This window comes from Agromyces cerinus, assembly GCF_016907835.1.
Classification (GTDB): domain Bacteria; phylum Actinomycetota; class Actinomycetes; order Actinomycetales; family Microbacteriaceae; genus Agromyces; species Agromyces nitratus.
In genome coordinates this window covers 2,687,542-2,706,295 of record NZ_JAFBCT010000001.1, presented here as the reverse complement: position 1 = coordinate 2,706,295, position 18,754 = coordinate 2,687,542, and the positions used below count along the sequence as shown (strand labels likewise).

The window sequence follows — 18,754 nt, the reverse complement described above, 5'->3', positions numbered from 1 at the left end:
CGACCCGGCGCACATCCACCGACGGTCGCGGCGACGTGCGACCTCGGTAGCTGAGTCACTGGCAGTATTTCGACGAAGTGTGTCAATCCTGCCAGCGGTGCATGACGGTGGGATGCCCCAGAATGAGCGGGTGACTTCGAACCAGACCGCTGTGGCCTCCGGCGCAGCACCGGCCGTCAGCGCGGCATCGGGCATCGCTCCCACGACCGATTCCGAGCCGCACCGCGGCAGTCTCGGCCTCGTGCAGGGCACGGCGCTCTACATCGCGAGCGTGCTCGGCACCGGCATCCTCGTGCTGCCCGGGCTCGCCGCCTCGGCCGCCGGTCCGGCCTCGGTCGTCGCGGTCGCCGTGGTGCTCGTGCTGTCGATACCGCTCGCCGGCACCTTCGCAGCGCTCGCCTCGCGTTACCCCGATGCGGGCGGCGTCGCGAGCTACGCGCGCCGTGCGCTCGGCGACACCGCCGCCCGCATGGCCGGGTACTGGTTCTACTTCGGCGTCTGCATCGGCGCCCCGGTGCTCGCCGTGCTCGGCGGCGAGTACGTGGTCGCGGTGCTCGGCATCGATCGCTCGGCGGTGCCGATCATCGGCTTCGCGGTCTTCGTGCCCCCGTTCATCGTCAACTGGTTCGGTGTGCGGGTCGCGGGCTGGGTGCAGTTCGTGCTCACCGGTCTCTTGATCGCCGTGGTCGTCGGCGTGGTCGCGGTCACGTTCCCGGCCGCCGAGGCATCCAACTTCACGCCGTTCCTGCCGAACGGCTGGGGCGGCGTCGGCGTCGCCATCAGCCTCTTCGTCTGGGCCTTCGCCGGCTGGGAGGTCGGCACCCACATCGCCGGGGAGTTCAGGAACCCGCGCAAGATCATCCCGCTCGCGACCGGCATCGCCGTCGTCGTGGTCGGCGCCGGCTACCTCGCCCTGCAGTTCGTCACCGTCGCGGTGCTCGGCGACCGGGCGGGCGACGGCCAGGTGCCGCTGCTCGACCTCGTCGAGACGACCGCGCCCGGCATCGGCCCCGTGCTCGTCGCGATCGTCGCGGCGATCGTCACGCTCGGCGTGATGAACGCCTACATGCCGGCGTTCGGCAAGCTCGGCGCCGCACTCGGGCGCGACGGCGACCTGCCCAAGTTCTTCGCCAAGGGCGCCGCCGACGGCGAGGTGCCGCGTCGCGCGCTCGCCCTCACCGGGGTGCTCATCGTCGCCTACTTCGGCCTCATGCTGCTGAACGACCTCGACCTCACGGGGTTCATCCTGATCCACACGAGCAACATGGTCGCGATCTACGCCGTGGGCATGCTCGCCGCGACCCTGCTGCTGAAGCGCTGGTCGTTCGGGTGGTGGCTCGCCGTCGTCGCGACGATCATGACCATGGGACTCCTCGTGCTCGCCTGGGCGAACCTCGTGGTGCCGCTCGTGCTCGCCGCCGCCGCGGTGCTCGTGACGGTGGTGCGCCGGGTGCGTGCCCGCCGCCGCGGTGAACCGATCGCTGCCGAGTCCGCACCTGCCGCCCACCCAGCCCAGCCCGTCGCACAGGAGACCGAATGACCGAGTACCGCGCCCACTTCGACGCCGACATCGCCTTCGTCAACGGGGGAGGCCTGCGCGCCGAGGCGTTCCGGCTCGACCTGCCGTCGCAGCACCTCACCGAGACGCAGATCGGCGAGCTGCTCGTGCGCCACCTCGGGCTCGCGCTCGTCGGCAGCGTCGAGCTCTCGAACCTCGAGATCGTCGAGGAGCCGCACAAGGGCTCGCGGGGCGTCGGCGCCGAGGCATCCGTGGGCGCCGAGGCATCCGCTGCTTCCGGCAGCATGCAGCGCGGGCGACTCGTCGACCTCAGCCATGTGATCAGCGAGGGGCTCGTGACCTACCCGGGCATCCCGGCGCCGGTGATCACGCCGCACCTCACGCGCGAGGCCTCGCGCGAGCACTACGCACCGGGCACCGAGTTCGAGATCGACATCATCCAGATGGCGGGCAACACCGGCACCTACCTCGACAGCCCGTTCCACCGCTACGCCGACGGCGGCGACCTCGCCAGCCTGTCGCTCGAGACACTCGTCGGCATCCCGGCCGAGGTCTTCCGGTTGACGGATGCCGCGGAGCGCGGCATTCCCGCAGAGGTCTTCTTCGACCGCGAGCTCGCGGGCACGGCGGTGCTGCTGCACACCGGCTGGAGTCGTCACTTCGGGAAGCCCGAATACCTGCACGGCGCGCCGTTCCTCACCGAGGCAGGTGCGCAGCATCTCGCAGATGCGGGCGTCGCGATCGTCGGCATCGACTCGCTCAACATCGACGACGCCGAGTCGGCCGGCGAGCGTCCGGCGCACTCGATCCTGCTCGCGGCCGGCATCCACGTGGTCGAGCACCTCACCGCGCTCGCCGAGGTGCCCGCGCGCGGCGCACGTTTCACGGCGGTGCCGCCGCGGGTCGCCGGATTCGGCACCTTCCCGGTGCGGGCGTTCGCGGAGGTTCCCGTCTCCGGCTGAGGCCGGTGGCGCACCGCCGGAATCCACGGGGCGTCGTATCTGGCATCCGGCGCTGGTGTGCGTGAGGATGGACAGATGATCGCACCCGCGTATGCACTCCGCGACGGCAACACGATTCCCGCGATCGGACTCGGAACGTACGGGCTCGACGACCAGGCGGGCATCGACGCGATCACCGCGGGCATCGCCGAGGGCTACCGCCTCATCGACACGGCCTTCAACTACGGCAACGAAGAGGCCGTGGGCGAGGCGATCCGTCGCACCGACGTCGATCGCAGCGACCTCGTGATCGCGACGAAGCTGCCGGGAAAGCACCACGGGTTCGACGAGACGATCGCGAGCTTCGAGCAGTCACGCATGCGGCTCGACCTCGACTGGGTCGACCTGTACCTCATCCACTGGCCGCTGCCGCGCCTCGGCAAGTACCTCGACAGCTGGCGGGCGATGATCTCGCTGCGCGAGAAGGGGCTCGTGCGGTCGATCGGGGTCTCGAACTTCACGCCCGAGATGCTCACCCGGCTCATCGACAGCACCGGCATCGTGCCCGTCGTGAACCAGGTCGAACTGCACCCCTACTTTCCGCAAGACGAGCTGCGCGCCTTCCACGACGAGCACGACATCCGCACCATGAGCTGGAGCCCGCTCGCCAAGCGCACCGAACTGCTGCAGGAGCCGGTCGTCGCCGAGGTCGCCGCCGCCCACGGCGTCACTCCCGCGCAGGCGGTGCTGCGCTGGCACGTCGAGCTCGAGGCGGTGCCGATCCCGAAGTCGTCGGATGCCGCACGCCGCCGTGAGAACCTCGACGTCTTCGGGTTCGCGCTCACGACCGAAGAGGTCGACGCCATCTCCGCGTTGTCGCGCGGCCGCATCTGGGGCGGCGACCCCGACACGCACGAGGAGTTCTGAGGCGCGACGCTTCGGGTTCTCGTCGTCGGGCCGAGTTCACCTGGTGTCCAGCCGGTGTTTCGCGGCATCAGCGAGTCTCATCGCATGACACCACTGCTGAAGGGTGCCGCGACGGCATCCGTCGCCGCCCTGCTCCTCGCCGCCGCGCCCGCCGCGTGGGCCGCCGCACCGCACCTCGCCGGTGACGCCCCGGCCGTCGTCACGACCGACAACGAGACGCCCGTGCTCTACGACGATGAGGCGGGCGGCAACGCCGTCGGCGACGACCCGGCGATCTGGGTGAACCCCGACGACACCGACGAATCGATCGTGATCGTGACGGCGAAGGAGGGTGGTCTGCGCGTCTACGACCTCGAGTCCGACGAACTGCAGTCGCTGCCCGCCACGGTCGCGCCGCGCGCCGACGGCACCGAGGGCCGGTACAACAACGTCGACATCGCCTACGGGGTCGAGCTCGCCGGCGAGCGCGTCGACGTCGCTGTCGTCTCCGACCGGTACAACGATCAGTTGCGCTTCTTCACGATCGACCCCGCCGGCACGGAGGCGGAGACTCCGCTCGTCGAGGTGACCGCGGCCGAGCAGCCGTTCCTCTTCAGCGCCGACCGGGCGACGGTCGATGAGGGGCACACCGCCTACGGCCTCGCCGTGTGGCAGCCGACCGCCGGCGACGAGGTGTACGCCGTGGTCACGCAGGAGGGCGCCACGACCCTCGCGACCGCCCGCATCGTCGAGATCGACGGTGCGCTCGGGTACGCCGACGTCGCCACGACCGACATGCCGGCTTCGTTCCCGCTGCCCGACGGCACCACCTGGACGCCGTGCGACGAGCCCGGCATCGAACCGCACCTCGAGGGTCTCACCGTCGACCAGCGCACCGGCGTACTGTACGCGGCGCAGGAGGATGTCGGCCTCTGGCGTCTGCAGCTCCCCTTCGGAGCGGCCGAGCCGCGGCTCATCGACCGGGTGAAGGACTTCGGCGTCCACGACGCGTACGACCCCGAGACCGAGGAATGCGCACCCGTCGACGCCGCCGACGAGGGCTTCGGAGGCTCGGTGCTCGAAGCCGACGCCGAGGGCGTCGACCTCTACTACGGCCCCGGCGCGACCGGGTACCTCATCGTCTCGAGCCAGGGCGACGACACGTTCGCCGTGTACGAGCGGCAGGGACGCAACCGCCTCGTCGGCACGTTCAGCGTCGACGGTGTCGACGGTGCCGATGAGATCAACGGCTCCGACGGGCTCGCCGTCACCAACCGCGTCGTCGGCGACTATCGCGACGGACTGCTCGTGACGCACGACGAGCCCGAGACCGGCGACGGCGTCGACGGCGACCGCGACGCGACGAATTTCTCGTACGTGGACTGGGACGACATCGCGGAGGCACTGCACCTGAAGGTGAGCACCTCGGCGGGCAACGATCCGCGCTTCCGCTAATCGACTGCATGGAGGCCCCGGGCGGCGGCTTCGCCACCCGGGGCATCCGCTTGAGCTCAAGCGCGCTTGAAGTCGTAGGCTCGACAGGGTGACCGAACCCACCGCAGAGACGCCCGCGCCGCCCTCGACCGACCCCGAGGCGACGAGCGCTGCCGTCACACCGAGCGCCGAGGCATCCGCCGCGCCGATCGCTGCCGCGCCCGAGCCGGTGCCCGCATCGGGGCCGCTGTCGAAGCCGTACCGGTGGCTGTCGATCGGCATGTTCTCGCTCATCTTCCTCGCCGCGTTCGAGGCGATGGCCGTCACGACGATCATGCCCCTCGTGGCCGAGCAGCTCGACGGCGAATCGCTCTTCGCGCTCGCCTTCGCCGTGCCGCTCGCCGCCGGCATCATCGGCATGGTCATCGCGGGCAACTGGACCGATCGCTCGGGGCCGATCCCGTCGCTGCTGGTCTCGGCCGCGCTGTTCGTCGTCGGCCTCGTGATCGCCGGCACCGCGGTGAACATGGAGGTGTTCATCGTCGGCCGGTTCGTGCACGGCCTCTCGGGCGCCGCGGTCATCGTGCCGCTCTACGTGATCGTCGGCCGTGTCTACCCGTCGGAGCTTCGGGCCCGGGTGTTCGCGGGCTTCGCCGCGGCCTGGGTGATCCCGTCGATCATCGGCCCGGCGCTCGCCGGCGTCGTCGCCGAGACGTTCAGCTGGCACTGGGTGTTCCTCGGCGTCATCGTGCTCGTCGTTCCCGCCGCCGCGATGATGCTGCCCCCTGTGCTGCGGGTGCGCAGCCAGGTGCAGGGCGACCGGTCGGTGCAGTGGAGCATCAGCCGCGTGGGCTGGGCGGTGCTCGTGGCAGCCGCGGCACTCGGCGTCTCGCTCTCGAAGGAGCTCGCCGACCCGTGGCGCTGGGTCGTCGCGATCGCCGCGATCGCGCTCGCCGCGTGGGCGGCTCGCCCGCTGCTGCCGCAGGGCACCCTGCGCGCGGCGCGCGGCATGCCCGCGACCGTGCTCTTGAAGCTCATCGTGGCGGGCGCGTTCTTCGGCAGCGAGATCTACCTGCCGTATCTCTTCATCGAGCGCTACGAGTTCTCGCCGAGCCTGGCCGGAGCGGTGCTGACCGGTGCCGGTGTCTCGTGGGCCGTCGCGTCGTGGCTGCAGGGACGGCTCACGCGGGTGTCCAACACACAGGCTGTGGTGATCGGCACGATCCTGCTCGCGATCTCGCTCGCGATCGTGTTCGTCGTCGCCCTGTTCACGCTGGCGCCGGCGATCGCGTTCACGGCGTGGACGCTCGCGGGCGGCGCCATGGGCTTCATGTACCCGCGGTTCTCGGTCGCGGTGCTCGCCCTCTCGCCAGTCTCGGCGCAGGGCTTCAACAGTGCGGCGCTGACGATCTCCGAGTCCCTGGGCGCCGCCATCGCGCTGGCCATCACAGCGCTCGTGTCGAGCGCGCTCGGCGCCGGCATGTTCGCCGCGGACTTCGCCGTGACCGTGGCGATCGCGCTGGTCGCGGTGCTGCTCGCGAGTCGGGTGCGACCGCTCAGCGCAGCGTCGCCCGCGAGCTGAACCGCGGCGGCGTCGCTCCGACGCCCCCATGTGACTGTCACACGTCTCGAAGGCGCGCGAAACGGCTTCCGCATGCATAATGGAAGCGCCGCTGATGTGAACGTGCACATCGGGGTGAACGGGTTGGCAGTGAATCCTGAGACTCCCAAAGGGCGGGCGCCCAGCATCCGCGATGTCGCGCGCCTCGCCGAGGTGTCGCACCAGACCGTCTCCCGGGTGCTGAACGACCATCCGAGCATCAGGCCCGAGACCAAGGAGCGCGTGCTCCTCGCCATGGAGACGCTGCAGTACCGGCCGAACCGAGCGGCGCGCGCCCTCGTCACGAGCCGTTCGCACACCATCGGCGTGCTGGCGGCGCGCAGCTCGGAGTACGGCCCGGCGACGAGCATCGCCGCGATCGAAGACGCTGCGCGTGAGCACGGCTACTACGTCAACACCGCGAATCTCGCAGCCGTCACGCCCGAGGCCATCACCGACGCCCTCGAGCACCTCATGCTGCAGGCGATCGAGGGGCTCGTCGTCATCGCCCCGCAGGTGCGGGTCTTCGACGTGCTCGCCGCAGCGCCCATCGGGGTGCCGTTCGTCAGCCTCCAGTCGACCGGGCGGAGCGATCATCTCGCGCTCTCGGTCGACCAGGTGACGGGGGCGCGCCGCGCCACGCAGCACCTCGTGAGCCTCGGGCACCGCGAGATCGTGCACCTGGCCGGCCCGCAGGACTGGATCGAGGCCGAGGCGCGCATGCGCGGATTCCTCGACGCGATCGACGATGCCGACCTCACGCTGCACCCGCCGATCCTCGGCGACTGGAGCGCCGACTTCGGCTACTTCGCCGGTCGTGAGCTCAGCCGCGCCCGCGATTTCACCGCGGTCTTCGCGGCGAACGACCAGATGGCGATCGGCCTCATGCACGCGTTCCGCGACGCCGGTCTCGACGTGCCGGGCGACATCAGCGTGGTCGGATTCGACGACATCCCCGTCGCCCAGCACGTGTGGCCGCCGCTCACCACGGTGCACCAGGACTTCCGCGAGGTCGGGCGCCGCGCGGTGGCCCTGCTCCTGAATCAGGTGCACGGGCGCGAGGTGCTCGAAATCGAGGAGATCGTGCCGCGGCTCGTCGTGCGCGGCTCGTCGGCCGAGGCATCCGGTCGGCGCCCCCGTTATGCAAGCGTGACTGACTCGGCTTGACAGCGCCGCATCTCGGATGCACCATTGGTCTCGATGTGAACGGTCACACGAGATCGCCCACAGGTACCGCCCCCGAACGAATGACATCGAGGTCGCACGTGAACCAGTCGCCGACGACACCCCTTGCGGACTCCCGCAGGTCGGGATCGGTGCCCGCCATGCCCGCCGCACGCAGCGGCGTCGCAGGAGGCGCCCGATGAGCCCCCAGCCCATTCTCGAGATGCGCTCCATCACCAAGGAGTTCCCCGGCGTCAAGGCGCTGTCGGATGTCTCGCTCACGGTGATGCCCGCTGAGATCCACGCGATCTGCGGCGAGAACGGCGCAGGCAAGTCGACCCTCATGAAGGTGCTCTCGGGGGTCTACCCGCACGGCACCTACACGGGCCAGATCATCTTCCGCGGCGAGGAGGTGCAGTTCCGCGACATCCGCCAGAGCGAGAACGCCGGCATCGCGATCATCCACCAGGAGCTCGCGCTCATCCCCGAGCTGTCGATCACCGAGAACATCTTCCTCGGCAACGAGATCAACCGCGGCGGTCGCATCGACTGGCGCGAGGCGAAGGTGCGGGCCATCGACCTGCTCGCACGTGTCGGACTCGACGAAGACCCCGACACGCAGATCAAGCACCTCGGCGTCGGCAAGCAGCAGCTCGTCGAGATCGCGAAGGCACTCGTCAAAGAGGTGAAGCTCCTGATCCTCGACGAGCCGACGGCCGCCCTCAACGAAGACGACTCGCAGCACCTGCTCGACCTGATCCGCGGCCTGAAGGGCAAGGGCATCGCGTCGATCATGATCTCGCACAAGCTCAACGAGATCGAAGCGGTCGCCGACGAGATCACGATCATCCGCGACGGCCACACGATCGAGACCCTCGACGTGCACGCCGGCGGCGTCGACGAGGACCGCATCATCCGCGGTATGGTCGGCCGCTCCCTCGAGAGCCGCTTCCCCGACCGCACCCCGCGCATCGGCGACGTGTTCTTCGAGGTGAAGGACTGGACGATCCAGCACCCGCAGGTGCCCGAGCGCCTCGTCGTGAAGGGCTCGAGCCTGAACGTGCGACGCGGTGAGATCGTGGGACTCGCGGGGCTCATGGGCGCCGGGCGCACCGAGCTCGCGATGAGCATCTTCGGGCGCTCCTACGGCACCTACCTCTCGGGCACGATCGTGAAGGACGGCAAGGAGATCGTGCTGAAGGACGTCGAGTCGGCGATCGAGCACGGCCTGGCCTACGTCAGCGAAGACCGCAAACAGCTCGGGCTGAACCTGCTCGACACGATCAAGCGATCGATCGTCTCGGCGAAGCTCTCGAAGATCGCGAAGCGCGGCGTGGTCGACGACTCGCGGGAGTTCGGCATTGCCGAGGACTACCGCAAGCAGCTGCGCATCAAGACGCCGAGCGTCGACGCAGGCGTCTCCAAGCTCTCGGGCGGCAACCAGCAGAAGGTCGTGCTGGCGAAGTGGATGTTCACCGATCCCGACCTGCTCATCCTCGACGAACCCACCCGCGGCATCGACGTCGGCGCCAAGTACGAGATCTACACGATCATCCAGTCGCTCGCGGCGCAGGGCAAGGGCGTCATCCTCATCTCGAGCGAGCTGCCCGAACTGCTCGGCATCGCCGACCGCATCTACACGGTCTTCGAAGGCCAGATCACCGACAACATCCCCGCAACCGAAGCGAACCCGGAGGCGCTCATGCGCAGCATGACCTCCGCCAAGAAGAAGGCGAACGCATGAGCACCACGGCGAAGGAACCGGCCGCCCAGAAGAAGGGCGGGCTCTCCGACATCCGCAAGATCTTCGGAGGCGGCCAGTCCAGCCTCCGCCAGTTCGGCATCCTCGGCAGCCTCATCGTCATCATCGTGATCTTCCAGATCTGGACGAACGGGCTGACGCTGTCCCCGACGAACCTGATCAACGTCGTCAACCAGTACTCCTACATCCTGATCCTCGCGATCGGCATGGTGATGGTCATCATCATGGGCCACATCGACCTGTCGGTCGGCTCGGTCGCGGCGTTCACGGGCATCATCGTGGCGAAGTCGATGGCGGAGTGGAACTTCCCGTGGCCGCTCGCGATCCTCCTCGGCATCGCGGTCGGCGTGGCGATCGGCGCATGGCAGGGCTTCTGGGTCGCGGTCATCGGGGTGCCCGCGTTCATCGTGACCCTCGCCGGCATGCTCATCTTCCGCGGCGGCAACCAGTTCATCGGCCAGTCGACGACCACGCCGGTGCCGCAGGAGTTCGGCATGATCGGCGCCGGGTACCTGCCCGAGATCGCGCTGCCGTTCAACTTCAACGTGCTGACGATGCTGCTCGGCCTCGTCGGTGCCGGCTGGATCGTCTGGAACGAGATCCACCTGCGCCGCCAGCAGAAGAAGATGGGCTCCGACTCGGCGCCCGTCTGGGTGAGCGTCGTCAAGGTCGTCGTGCTCGCGGGCGTCATCCTCTGGGCGGCCTGGCTCTTCGCCACCGGCCGCCCCGGCACGAGCTTCCCGATCTCGGGCATCATCCTCGTGGTGCTCGTCATCCTCTACTCGTTCATCACGCGCAACACGATCTTCGGCCGTCACATCTACGCGGTCGGCGGCAACCGTCTCGCGGCGACGCTCTCGGGCGTCAAGGACCGCCGGGTCGACTTCTTCGTGATGATGAACATGTCCGTGCTCGCCTCCGTCGCCGGCATGATCTACGTCGCCCGTGCCACGGCCTCGGGGCCGCAGGACGGCAACGGCTGGGAGCTCGACGCCATCGCGGCCGTCTTCATCGGTGGCGCTGCGGTCTCGGGCGGCATCGGCACCGTCATCGGCTCGATCGTCGGTGGTCTCGTGATGGCCTTCCTCAACAACGGCCTGCAGCTCATCGGCGCCGGCGCCGACGTGGTGCAGATCATCAAGGGCCTCGTGCTCCTCCTCGCCGTCGGCGTCGACGTGTGGAGCAAGCGCCAGGGCCGCCCGTCGATCCTCGGGCTCTGGTCGGGTCGCCGCAAGGCGCGCCTCGAGACCCAGGCCCCCGACGAGGCGCCGACCGTCGCCCCCACCAACCAGGCCAACGTGTCCTCGCTGCCCGAGGACCTCACCCGGCGCTGAGTCGCCAGCAGCGGCATCCGCTCGAAATCGTCACCATCGTCACCTCCGAGAAGTCCTGCAATTCCCATCGAGAAAGTGAAAGATCAATGAAGAAAATCACTCTTGCGGCCACAGCGATCGCCGCAGTGGCAGCGCTGGCACTGGCCGGCTGCTCGTCCGACCGTGGCGGAGAGGGCGGCGGTGAGACCGGTGCGGCCGGTTTCGCAGCCGACTCGACGATCGGCATCGCCCTGCCCGACAAGACGTCGGAGAACTGGGTGCTGGCCGGCGGTCTCTTCGAAGACGGCCTCGCCGACGCCGGGTTCAAGGGCGACGTGCAGTACGCACCTGCCTCGAACACCGTCGCCGAGCAGCAGAACCAGATCTCGGCCATGGTCACCAACGGCGCGAAGGTCATCGTCATCGGTGCGAAGGACGGCAAGCAGCTCGGCACGCAGCTGCAGCAGGCCGCCGACGCCGGCGTCACGATCATCGCCTACGACCGCCTGATCGAGAACACGGAGAACGTCGACTACTACGTCGCGTTCGACAACTTCAAGGTCGGCGAGCTCCAGGGCCAGGCCCTGCTCGACGGTCTCGCTGCGCGCTCGGGCCACGAGGCTCCGTGGAACGTGGAGCTCTTCTCGGGCTCGCCCGACGACGCCAACTCGGCCGTGTTCTTCGACGGCGCCATGAAGGTGCTGCAGCCGAAGATCGATGACGGCACGCTCGTCGTCGTCTCGGGTCAGACCGACATCGCCCAGACCGCGACCCAGGGCTGGGAGGCCGAGAACGCCCAGAGCCGTATGGACTCGCTGCTCGCCGCGAACTACGGCGACAAGAACGTCGACGGCGTGCTCTCGCCGAACGACAACCTCGCTCGGGCGATCCTCACCTCGACCAAGCAGGCCGGCAAGGACATCACGAAGGTGACCGTCACCGGTCAGGACTCCGAGGTCGAGTCGGTCAAGTCGATCATGGCGGGCGAGCAGTACTCGACCATCAACAAGGACACCAACCTCCTCGTGGAGCAGACGATCAAGATGATCCAGCAGCTCCAGAAGGGCGAAGAGGTCGACGTCAACGACACCGAGCAGTACGACAACGGCGTGAAGGTCGTTCCCTCGTACCTGCTCGACCCGGTCATCGTGACGAAGGAGAACGCGGCTGAGGCGTACGCCAACAACCCGAACCTCCTCGACATCGTGAACGCAGCGGGCTAGTCACCCACAGCACGACGGCCCTCGCTTCCTCCGGAGCGGGGGCCGTCGTCATGTGCACGGGTGAGCGGATGCCGCGACATCCGCTCACCCGTCGCAGTTACGACTGCTGGCTGTAGTCGGGCAGCTCCTGCAGGGTCCAGCGGTTGCCGTCGGGGTCCTTCAGCGTGACGAAGCGGCCCCAGGCCTGCTCGTCGACGCCCTCGGCCTCGACGCCCTTGGCGCGGAGCTCGGCGAGCACGGCGTCGGCGTCGGGGATGACGACCTGGATCGAGTCCTGCTGCCCGGGCTGCAGGCTGCCGCCCATTCCCTCGCCGAACGCGATCGAGCAGGCCGACCCGGGCGGGGTCAACTGCACGAAGCGCAGGCTCTCGCTGACCCGATGGTCGTGGTCGGCGTTGAAGCCGAGCTTGTCGACGTAGAACGCCTTCGCCCGATCGACATCGGTGACGGGCACGTAGATGAGCTCGATCTTCCAGTCCATGGTGACTCCTCGTAGGGGTGCGGTGGTGCGATCCGTTCCATCGAATCGCCTCCTTCGACGGTAGGCAACGAAGCGGTCGGTTTCCGTCCGCATTCGACAGCGAGCGGATGCCGCGGTCCTCGAGTGGAAGGATGGACGCATGGCATTGCACATCACGGGGGAGCAGGCCGCCGACGAGCTGCTCAGCGACGACGCGTTCGCGCTGCTCACGGGAATGCTCCTCGATCAGCAGGTGACCATGGAGTCGGCGTTCGCCGGACCCGAGAAGATCCGCTCGCGCATCGGTTCGATCGACCCCGAGGTCGTCGCGGGCTACGACCCCGAGGCGTTCGTCGAGGTGTTCAAGCAGACGCCGGCGGTGCATCGCTTCCCGGGCTCGATGGCCGGTCGCGTGCAGGCGCTCGCGGCTGCGATCGTCGAGGAGTGGGGCGGTGAGGCATCCGCTCTCTGGACGCGGGGCGACCCGGATGGCGCCGAGGTGCTCAAGCGGCTGAAGGCGCTGCCGGGCTTCGGCGACCAGAAGGCGAAGATCTTCCTCGCGCTGCTCGGCAAGCAGTGCGGGCTCGCGGCGCCGGGCTGGCGCGAGGCGGCCGGCTCGTACGGCGACGAGGGGTCGTTCCGCTCGGTCGCCGACATCGTCGACCCCGAGTCGCTGGCCAAGGTGCGCGCCACGAAGCAGGCGGCCAAGGCGGCCGCGAAGGCTGCGAAGGGCTGAGCCCGGCCGGGCGCGCTGCCCGGTGGCTCGCGCGGGATTCAGGCAAGCGGCCGTTGATCAGGAGACGATCGCCGATCCTCTCCTGAGCAACGGCCCTTCGCCTGTGATCCGTGCCGGTTCACGAATCCGCGCCTAGTCGACGAGGAACCCCGCGATCGCGAGCGCCATCGACTTCGGCTCCCACGCGTGGTCGGCCGCGGGCACGGTGCCGCGGAACGCGTGCGGCAGGCTCGTGACGAGTGAGTCGGCCGCCGGCGTCATGAGCTCGAGCGTCTGCTCGCCGACGAGCACGAGCGTCGGCTGGGTGATGCCGGCCCAGAGCGCCGGCCGCGCCGCGCTCTGCGTCCAGGCGAGCGCCTCGGAGTCGGGCTCGAGGCTCGGGCCCATCGCGGTCATGATCGGCCAGCCCTGGCTCGCCTTCGCGCCCGCGAGCCACTCGGGCGGCATGTCCTTCATGAAGTACTCGATCGTCGCGTCGCCGTCGCCCGACTCGATGCGCTCGCGCAGCCCGGCGAGGAACTCCGCGCCATCGGTGCCGAGCTCGGCGTTCAGCGGCACCTCCCACAGCACGAGTTTCGAGACCGCGAGACCGGATGCCGCGGCCGCGAGTGCGATCGCGCCGCCCGAGGAGCTGCCGAAGAGGGCGACGGCGTCGTCGGCGCCCTCGGTGGCGACGTCGATGAGCGCGCGCAGGTCGTCGAGCGTCTGCCCGAGGGTGATGGGGGGCGCTGCCGGGCTCTCGCCGCGCCCGCGCCGGTCGTAGTGGTAGACGGTGAACCCGTGCCGGGCGAGTTCGCCCGCCATCTCGACGCTCGCCGGGTCGAAGGCGCGGAACTGCATCGCGCCGTCGACGAGGATCACGGGCGGCCCGGATCCCTGCCGGTCGTAGGCGATGCGCGTGCCGTCTGCGGAGGTCGCGAACTCGGTCATCGGATGCCCCTTCGTCTCACTCGAGGTCAGGCTACGCCGTCGCTCGCGTCGGGACAATGACTGTTACCGATAAACAACCCGACGCCCTGATCTCGCGAAGCGACCCGAAACATTCAAGAAACATCTTGCATCGTGGCGTGAGCTCCATCAAGATGGCGGTTGATACCGATAACAATTGTGATCGACACTTGGAGCCAAGGATGCCTTCACCACGTTTCATCGACCGACTCGGCAGGATCGGCCTCGCGGGTGTGCTCGCGGCCGGCGCGCTGATCCCGATCACGGCGGCGTCGGCTGCCTCGGCCGCCCCGTTCGGCGTTGCCGCGACCGGCGCGCGCGCGGCTGCGACATCCGATGGGGTGCTGACGCTCACCTCGAAGCGACTCGAGGTCGCCGTCTCGGCGGCGTTCCCACAGGTGGTCGGCTACACCGACCGTACGACGGATGCCTCGCTCGCCGGCAACCCCGACGTGCTCACGAGCCTCGTGGTGAACGGCGCGGCCGAGCCCGTGAGCGTCTCGTCCGAGCAGGTCGACGGGCACACGGTGAACTACACGCTCACACCGACGAACCTCGACGGCGTCGTGATCGAGGCGCGCCTGCGCCTGAAGGGCAACGTCGTCACGTTCGCCGTGACCAGCATCGCCGATCCGGGCGAGGTCGTGCGCAGCCTGCAGATCCCCGGGCAGAACCTCGTGACCGTGTCGTCGGCCGACCCCGGGGCATCCGTCGCCGTGGCGAACCTCTCGGTGAACCGCAACGTGTCGGGCGACACGTTCATCCCGGTGACGCCGACGACGCCGCTCGACGCGAGCGCGAAGTCGTCGAACGCGATCATCGTGAACACCGGCGAGCTCGCCGCGGCGTTCGCGACGAACTCGCTCTACGACACCTCGTCGGGTCCGGGCAACAAGGACTCCGGCAACTTCTGGCGGCAGGCCGTGAGCGACGGCGCCGGCGGCGTCGAGGTCGGCGTCTCGAGCGGGCAGTGGCTCATCCGCGCCGGCCGCTCCACCACGATCGAAGAGCTGCCGTGGGTGAAGGTCGCCATCACGCCCGACGCCAACGGCGACGGCACGGTCGACTGGCAGGACGGCGCGATCGCGATGCGCGACATCCGCGTGGCCCCGTTCAAGGGCGATGAGACGCCCGACAACGTCGTGACCCACATCCCGTTCAACTTCGCCTCGCAGGCGACGCACCCGTTCCTGCGCACCCTCGACGACGTGAAGCGCGTCTCGCTCGCGACCGACGGCCTCGGCCAGGTCGCGATGCTGAAGGGCTACACGAGCGAGGGCCACGACTCGGCGAACACCGACTACGGCGACAACTTCAACGAGCGCGCCGGCGGCCTCGACGACCTCAACACCCTGCTGAAGCGCGGCGAGAAGTGGAACGCCTCGTTCGGCGTGCACGTGAACGCCACCGAGATCTACCCCGAGGCGAAGTCGTTCAGCGACGACCTCGCCGACGAGAACGCCAAGGGATGGAACTGGCTCGACCAGTCCTATTACATGGACCAGCGCGAAGACATCGTGTCGGGCACGCTCGACGAGCGCATCGGCGAACTCGCCGACGCGACCGACGACAACCTCGACTTCGTCTACGTCGACGTGTACTACCAGTTCGGCTGGCTCGCGCAGAAGATCCAGGACTCGCTCGTCGACCATGACTTCCGGGTCGGCTCGGAGTGGGCCGACAAGCTCAGCGAGAACAACACGTGGTCGCACTGGGCGAACGACGAGAAGTACGGCGGCACCGACAACAAGGGCGTGAACTCCCAGATCCTGCGGTTCGTGAACAACTCGCAGGCCGACGTCTGGAACCCCGACCCCAAGCTCGGCGCCACCCACATCATCGAGTTCGAGGGCTGGACCGGCCAGAACGACTTCGACGGGTTCCTGACGAACGTGTGGACCGCGAACCTGCCGGCGAAGTTCCTCCAGCACGAGGAGATCACCCGGTGGACGCCCGAGCGGATCGACCTCACCGGTGACGTGAGCGTCACTGGCGCCACTGCCGCCGAGCGCAACATCACCGTCGACGGCACGAGCGTGCTGCAGGGCGGCACCTACCTGCTGCCGTGGTCGTCAGAGGAGGACGACGAGCGCGACAAGCTCTACCACTACAACCCGGCCGGCGGCGCGACCACCTGGACCCTCACCGACGAGTTCGCGGGCAACAGCTCGCTGCAGCTCTTCACGCTCACCGACACCGGCCGCGAGAAGGTGGCGGATGTCGCCGTCGTTGACGGCCAGGTCACGATCGAAGCGGATGCCGCGCAGGCCTACGTGCTCACGGGCGGCAGCAAGTCGACCGTCGCGAGCGACCTGCCGAAGAAGGCCGAGTTCGGCGACGGCACCGTCGTGGCCGACCCCGGGTTCAACGCCGGCACGCTCGACGCCTGGAACCCCACCGGCGGCGCCGCGCCGCTGCGCGACGAGCTCGGGCGGCGCTTCGCGACCCTCGGCAACGAGGCATCCTCGATCAGCCAGAAGCTCGACAAGCTGCGCGCCGGCACCTACTCGGTGGGCGCCTGGGTCGAGGTCGAGCCGGGTGAGACCCGCTCGACGACCCTCTCGGTCGACGTGCCGAAGGGCGAGTCGCAGTCCGTCACGGTCGACTCCTCGGGGGCGACGAACTACGTCGCCGCCGATGACAAGACCGGCACGAACCTGCAGCGACTGCGGGTGCTGATCGACGTGCCGAAGGGCGGGGCGAGGCCCACGCTGACGATCGCGGCCGAGGTCGGCGAGGCATCCGTCACGATCGATGATGTGCGCGTCGTCGAGACCAGCCGTGCCGACCTCGCCGAGGGCCAGGTCTACGCCGAGGACTTCGAGGACGTCGACTTCGGCTGGGGTCCGTTCATCAAGGGCGACGCCGGCGGATCGACCGACCCGCGCACGCACATCGCCGGGCGCAACGAGCCGTTCACCCAGAAGGGCTGGAACGACCGCCCGGTCGACATGGTGCTGAACGGCGACTGGTCGCTCATGGCGCACGAGGAGAACCGCGGCCCCGGCGGCGGGCCCGGCATGGTCTACCGCACCTCGGAGTACACGATCCCGTTCGAGCCCGGCCACAGCTACCGCGTGTCGTTCGACTACCAGAGCTCGAAGGCGGGGGAGTACGCCTGGGTCTCGGGCTACGACCGAGCGAACGGGCCCGCGGTGACCGCCTCGACGACCTTCGGCGAGGCCACCGACACCACCCGGTTCAGCCAGACGGTCGACGCCGGGTTCTGCGGCGACACGTTCGTGGGGCTGCAGCGCATCGGCTCGGCCGACGGCGCCGAGCTGATGCTCGACGACCTGCTCGTCGAAGACCTCGGTGCGTCGAGCGCCGTGCCCGCCTGCGCCCAGCTCACGGCCGAGCTCACGCCCGACGTGATCGAGCAGGGCGTCGCCTCGGAGTTCGTGACGACGTTCACCTCCGACGAGGCGGCGGACATCGCCGACGTCGCGGTCACCCTCGAGGTGCCCGAGGGCTGGACGGCAGAGGCGACGGATGCCGCTGCGGCCGCCACCCTCGCATCGGGCGACTCGCTCGTCACCCACTGGAACGTCGTCGCACCGGCGAGTGCCGACGGCAGGTACGCCTTCACCGCGAACGCCACGTACTCGACCACGGTCGAACCGATCGGCGAGCGCACCATCTCGACGGAGACCACCGTGCGGACCCTCCCCGGCCCGCCGCAGGCCGACGTGTTCGCGAGCGACCACCCGTGGGTGAGCGCGACGAACGGGTGGGGCCCGGTCGAGCGCGACCGGTCGAACGGCGAGCAGGGCGAGGGCGACGGCACGCCGATCACACTGGCCGGCGTCGTCTACGAGAAGGGGCTCGGCACGCACGCGCCGAGCAGTGTTCGCTACTACCTCGGCGGCTTCTGCACGGCGTTCACCGCGCAGGTCGGCGTCGACGACGTGCAGAAGACGCGCGGCTCGGTGCAGTTCAGCGTGGTCGCCGACGGCCGCACGGTCGTGACCACCCCGGTGCTCGGCGCCACCTCGGCGACCGTGCCGATCGACGCCGACATCGCCGGGGCGCAGTACGTCGACCTGATCGTCGGCACCACGCCCGACGGCAACGGCAACGACCACGCCGACTGGGCCGACGCGAAGTTCGACTGCTCCGACCAGGCCACCGAACCCGGTGGCCCGACGGCGCCCGTCGGCACCGTGTTCGTGAGCGACCTGCCCTTCCTCTCGTCGGCCAACGGTTGGGGCCCGGTCGAGCGCGACCTCTCCAATGGTGAGGATGCCGCGGGCGACGGGTTCCCGCTGAAGGTCGGCGGGGTGACGTTCGCCAAGGGGCTCGGCACGCACGCCGACTCGAACGTGAAGGTGCTGGCCGGTGGCGTGTGCTCGGCGTTCACCGCGACCGTCGGCCTCGACGACTCGCACGACGCGAAGAAGAACGGCGACGTGATCTTCATCGTGAAGGGCGACGGCGTCGAGCTCGCCCGCACGGGCGTCATCACCTGGGCCGACCCGGGGCAGGCGCTGAACGTCGACGTCACGGGAGTCGATCAACTCGAGCTCGTGGTCGATCGCAATGCCGACGACGCGGGCGACGATCACGCCGATTGGGGCGACGCGACGCTCGTCTGCGCGTCGTGATCGGGTAGACGTCGTCTTCGGGTGACGACGGGCGGATCGGGGGGTCCGCGAGTGGCCGGTGAGGTGCATGGATGCCTCACCGGCCACTTCTCTGTGGGTTGAGCTTGTCGAAACCCGCCCGCGAGAAGGTTTCGACAAGCTCAA

The 18,754-nt window shown here is 69.1% G+C and carries 13 protein-coding genes; 11 read left to right on the top strand and 2 right to left on the bottom strand.

The features are described 5' to 3' along the window. Nucleotides 1-130: 130 nt before the first annotated feature. From JOE59_RS12620 to JOE59_RS12580, 9 genes are all read left to right on the top strand, one after another. Nucleotides 131-1,540 (top strand): APC family permease, encoded by a 1,410-nt coding sequence (locus JOE59_RS12620; RefSeq protein WP_307837060.1) that lies wholly within the window; start codon nucleotides 131-133, stop codon nucleotides 1,538-1,540. After that, the gene (locus tag JOE59_RS12615; protein WP_204460949.1) at nucleotides 1,537-2,481 is read left to right on the top strand and encodes a cyclase family protein; all 945 of its coding nucleotides are present in this window, start codon (nucleotides 1,537-1,539) and stop codon (nucleotides 2,479-2,481) included. The genes JOE59_RS12620 and JOE59_RS12615 overlap by 4 nt, the downstream gene beginning before the upstream one ends. A 75-nt stretch (nucleotides 2,482-2,556) precedes the next feature. Next, nucleotides 2,557-3,387, top strand: coding sequence for an aldo/keto reductase (locus tag JOE59_RS12610; protein ID WP_204460947.1), 831 nt, complete (start codon nucleotides 2,557-2,559; stop codon nucleotides 3,385-3,387). A gap of 84 nt (nucleotides 3,388-3,471) precedes the next feature. Beyond that, entirely contained in the window at nucleotides 3,472-4,821 is a 1,350-nt protein-coding gene (locus tag JOE59_RS12605; RefSeq protein ID WP_204460944.1) for a phytase, read from the top strand. An 88-nt stretch (nucleotides 4,822-4,909) separates the two neighbouring features. Then, the gene (locus tag JOE59_RS12600; protein WP_307837059.1) at nucleotides 4,910-6,382 is read left to right on the top strand and encodes an MFS transporter; all 1,473 of its coding nucleotides are present in this window, start codon (nucleotides 4,910-4,912) and stop codon (nucleotides 6,380-6,382) included. 129 nt (nucleotides 6,383-6,511) lie between these two features. Next, entirely contained in the window at nucleotides 6,512-7,567 is a 1,056-nt protein-coding gene (locus JOE59_RS12595) for a LacI family DNA-binding transcriptional regulator (protein ID WP_307837058.1), read from the top strand. A gap of 196 nt (nucleotides 7,568-7,763) precedes the next feature. Next, the gene (mmsA, locus tag JOE59_RS12590) at nucleotides 7,764-9,308 is read left to right on the top strand and encodes a multiple monosaccharide ABC transporter ATP-binding protein (protein ID WP_204460940.1); all 1,545 of its coding nucleotides are present in this window, start codon (nucleotides 7,764-7,766) and stop codon (nucleotides 9,306-9,308) included. Further along, nucleotides 9,305-10,660, top strand: coding sequence for a multiple monosaccharide ABC transporter permease (gene mmsB, locus JOE59_RS12585; protein ID WP_204460937.1), 1,356 nt, complete (start codon nucleotides 9,305-9,307; stop codon nucleotides 10,658-10,660). Before mmsA ends, mmsB begins: the two co-directional genes overlap by 4 nt. An 86-nt stretch (nucleotides 10,661-10,746) precedes the next feature. After that, on the top strand, nucleotides 10,747-11,862 hold the full coding sequence (locus JOE59_RS12580; protein ID WP_204460935.1) for a substrate-binding domain-containing protein: 1,116 nt from the start codon (nucleotides 10,747-10,749) through the stop codon (nucleotides 11,860-11,862). A 97-nt stretch (nucleotides 11,863-11,959) separates the two neighbouring features. Here the strand turns inward: JOE59_RS12580 and JOE59_RS12575 are convergent, their stop codons facing one another. Further along, nucleotides 11,960-12,343, bottom strand: coding sequence for a glyoxalase superfamily protein (locus JOE59_RS12575; RefSeq protein ID WP_204460933.1), 384 nt, complete (start codon nucleotides 12,341-12,343; stop codon nucleotides 11,960-11,962). A gap of 139 nt (nucleotides 12,344-12,482) precedes the next feature. On the opposite strand from JOE59_RS12575, the gene JOE59_RS12570 reads away from it, so the two are divergent. Beyond that, on the top strand, nucleotides 12,483-13,058 hold the full coding sequence (locus JOE59_RS12570; RefSeq protein ID WP_204460931.1) for an HhH-GPD-type base excision DNA repair protein: 576 nt from the start codon (nucleotides 12,483-12,485) through the stop codon (nucleotides 13,056-13,058). Between the two features lie 132 nt (nucleotides 13,059-13,190). Here the strand turns inward: JOE59_RS12570 and JOE59_RS12565 are convergent, their stop codons facing one another. Next, nucleotides 13,191-13,988, bottom strand: coding sequence for an alpha/beta fold hydrolase (locus JOE59_RS12565; RefSeq protein ID WP_204460928.1), 798 nt, complete (start codon nucleotides 13,986-13,988; stop codon nucleotides 13,191-13,193). A gap of 200 nt (nucleotides 13,989-14,188) precedes the next feature. Here JOE59_RS12565 and JOE59_RS12560 point away from each other — a divergent pair, with 200 nt between their 5' ends. After that, nucleotides 14,189-18,610: an endo-alpha-N-acetylgalactosaminidase family protein gene (locus JOE59_RS12560; RefSeq protein ID WP_239560240.1), complete on the top strand. Its 4,422-nt coding sequence runs from the start codon at nucleotides 14,189-14,191 to the stop codon at nucleotides 18,608-18,610. The last annotated feature ends 144 nt before the right edge of the window (nucleotides 18,611-18,754 follow it).

What these genes read in the sequence shown, in the direction of transcription:
- JOE59_RS12615 (WP_204460949.1), top strand. Translation starts at nt 1,537, where the DNA reads ATGACCGAGTACCGCGCCCACTTCGACGCCGACATCGCCTTCGTCAAC.
- JOE59_RS12610 (WP_204460947.1), top strand. Translation starts at nt 2,557, where the DNA reads ATGATCGCACCCGCGTATGCACTCCGCGACGGCAACACGATTCCCGCG.
- JOE59_RS12605 (WP_204460944.1), top strand. Translation starts at nt 3,472, where the DNA reads ATGACACCACTGCTGAAGGGTGCCGCGACGGCATCCGTCGCCGCCCTG.
- mmsA (WP_204460940.1), top strand. Translation starts at nt 7,764, where the DNA reads ATGAGCCCCCAGCCCATTCTCGAGATGCGCTCCATCACCAAGGAGTTC.
- mmsB (WP_204460937.1), top strand. Translation starts at nt 9,305, where the DNA reads ATGAGCACCACGGCGAAGGAACCGGCCGCCCAGAAGAAGGGCGGGCTC.
- JOE59_RS12580 (WP_204460935.1), top strand. Translation starts at nt 10,747, where the DNA reads ATGAAGAAAATCACTCTTGCGGCCACAGCGATCGCCGCAGTGGCAGCG.
- JOE59_RS12575 (WP_204460933.1), bottom strand. Translation starts at nt 12,343, where the DNA reads ATGGACTGGAAGATCGAGCTCATCTACGTGCCCGTCACCGATGTCGAT.
- JOE59_RS12570 (WP_204460931.1), top strand. Translation starts at nt 12,483, where the DNA reads ATGGCATTGCACATCACGGGGGAGCAGGCCGCCGACGAGCTGCTCAGC.
- JOE59_RS12565 (WP_204460928.1), bottom strand. Translation starts at nt 13,988, where the DNA reads ATGACCGAGTTCGCGACCTCCGCAGACGGCACGCGCATCGCCTACGAC.
- JOE59_RS12560 (WP_239560240.1), top strand. Translation starts at nt 14,189, where the DNA reads ATGCCTTCACCACGTTTCATCGACCGACTCGGCAGGATCGGCCTCGCG.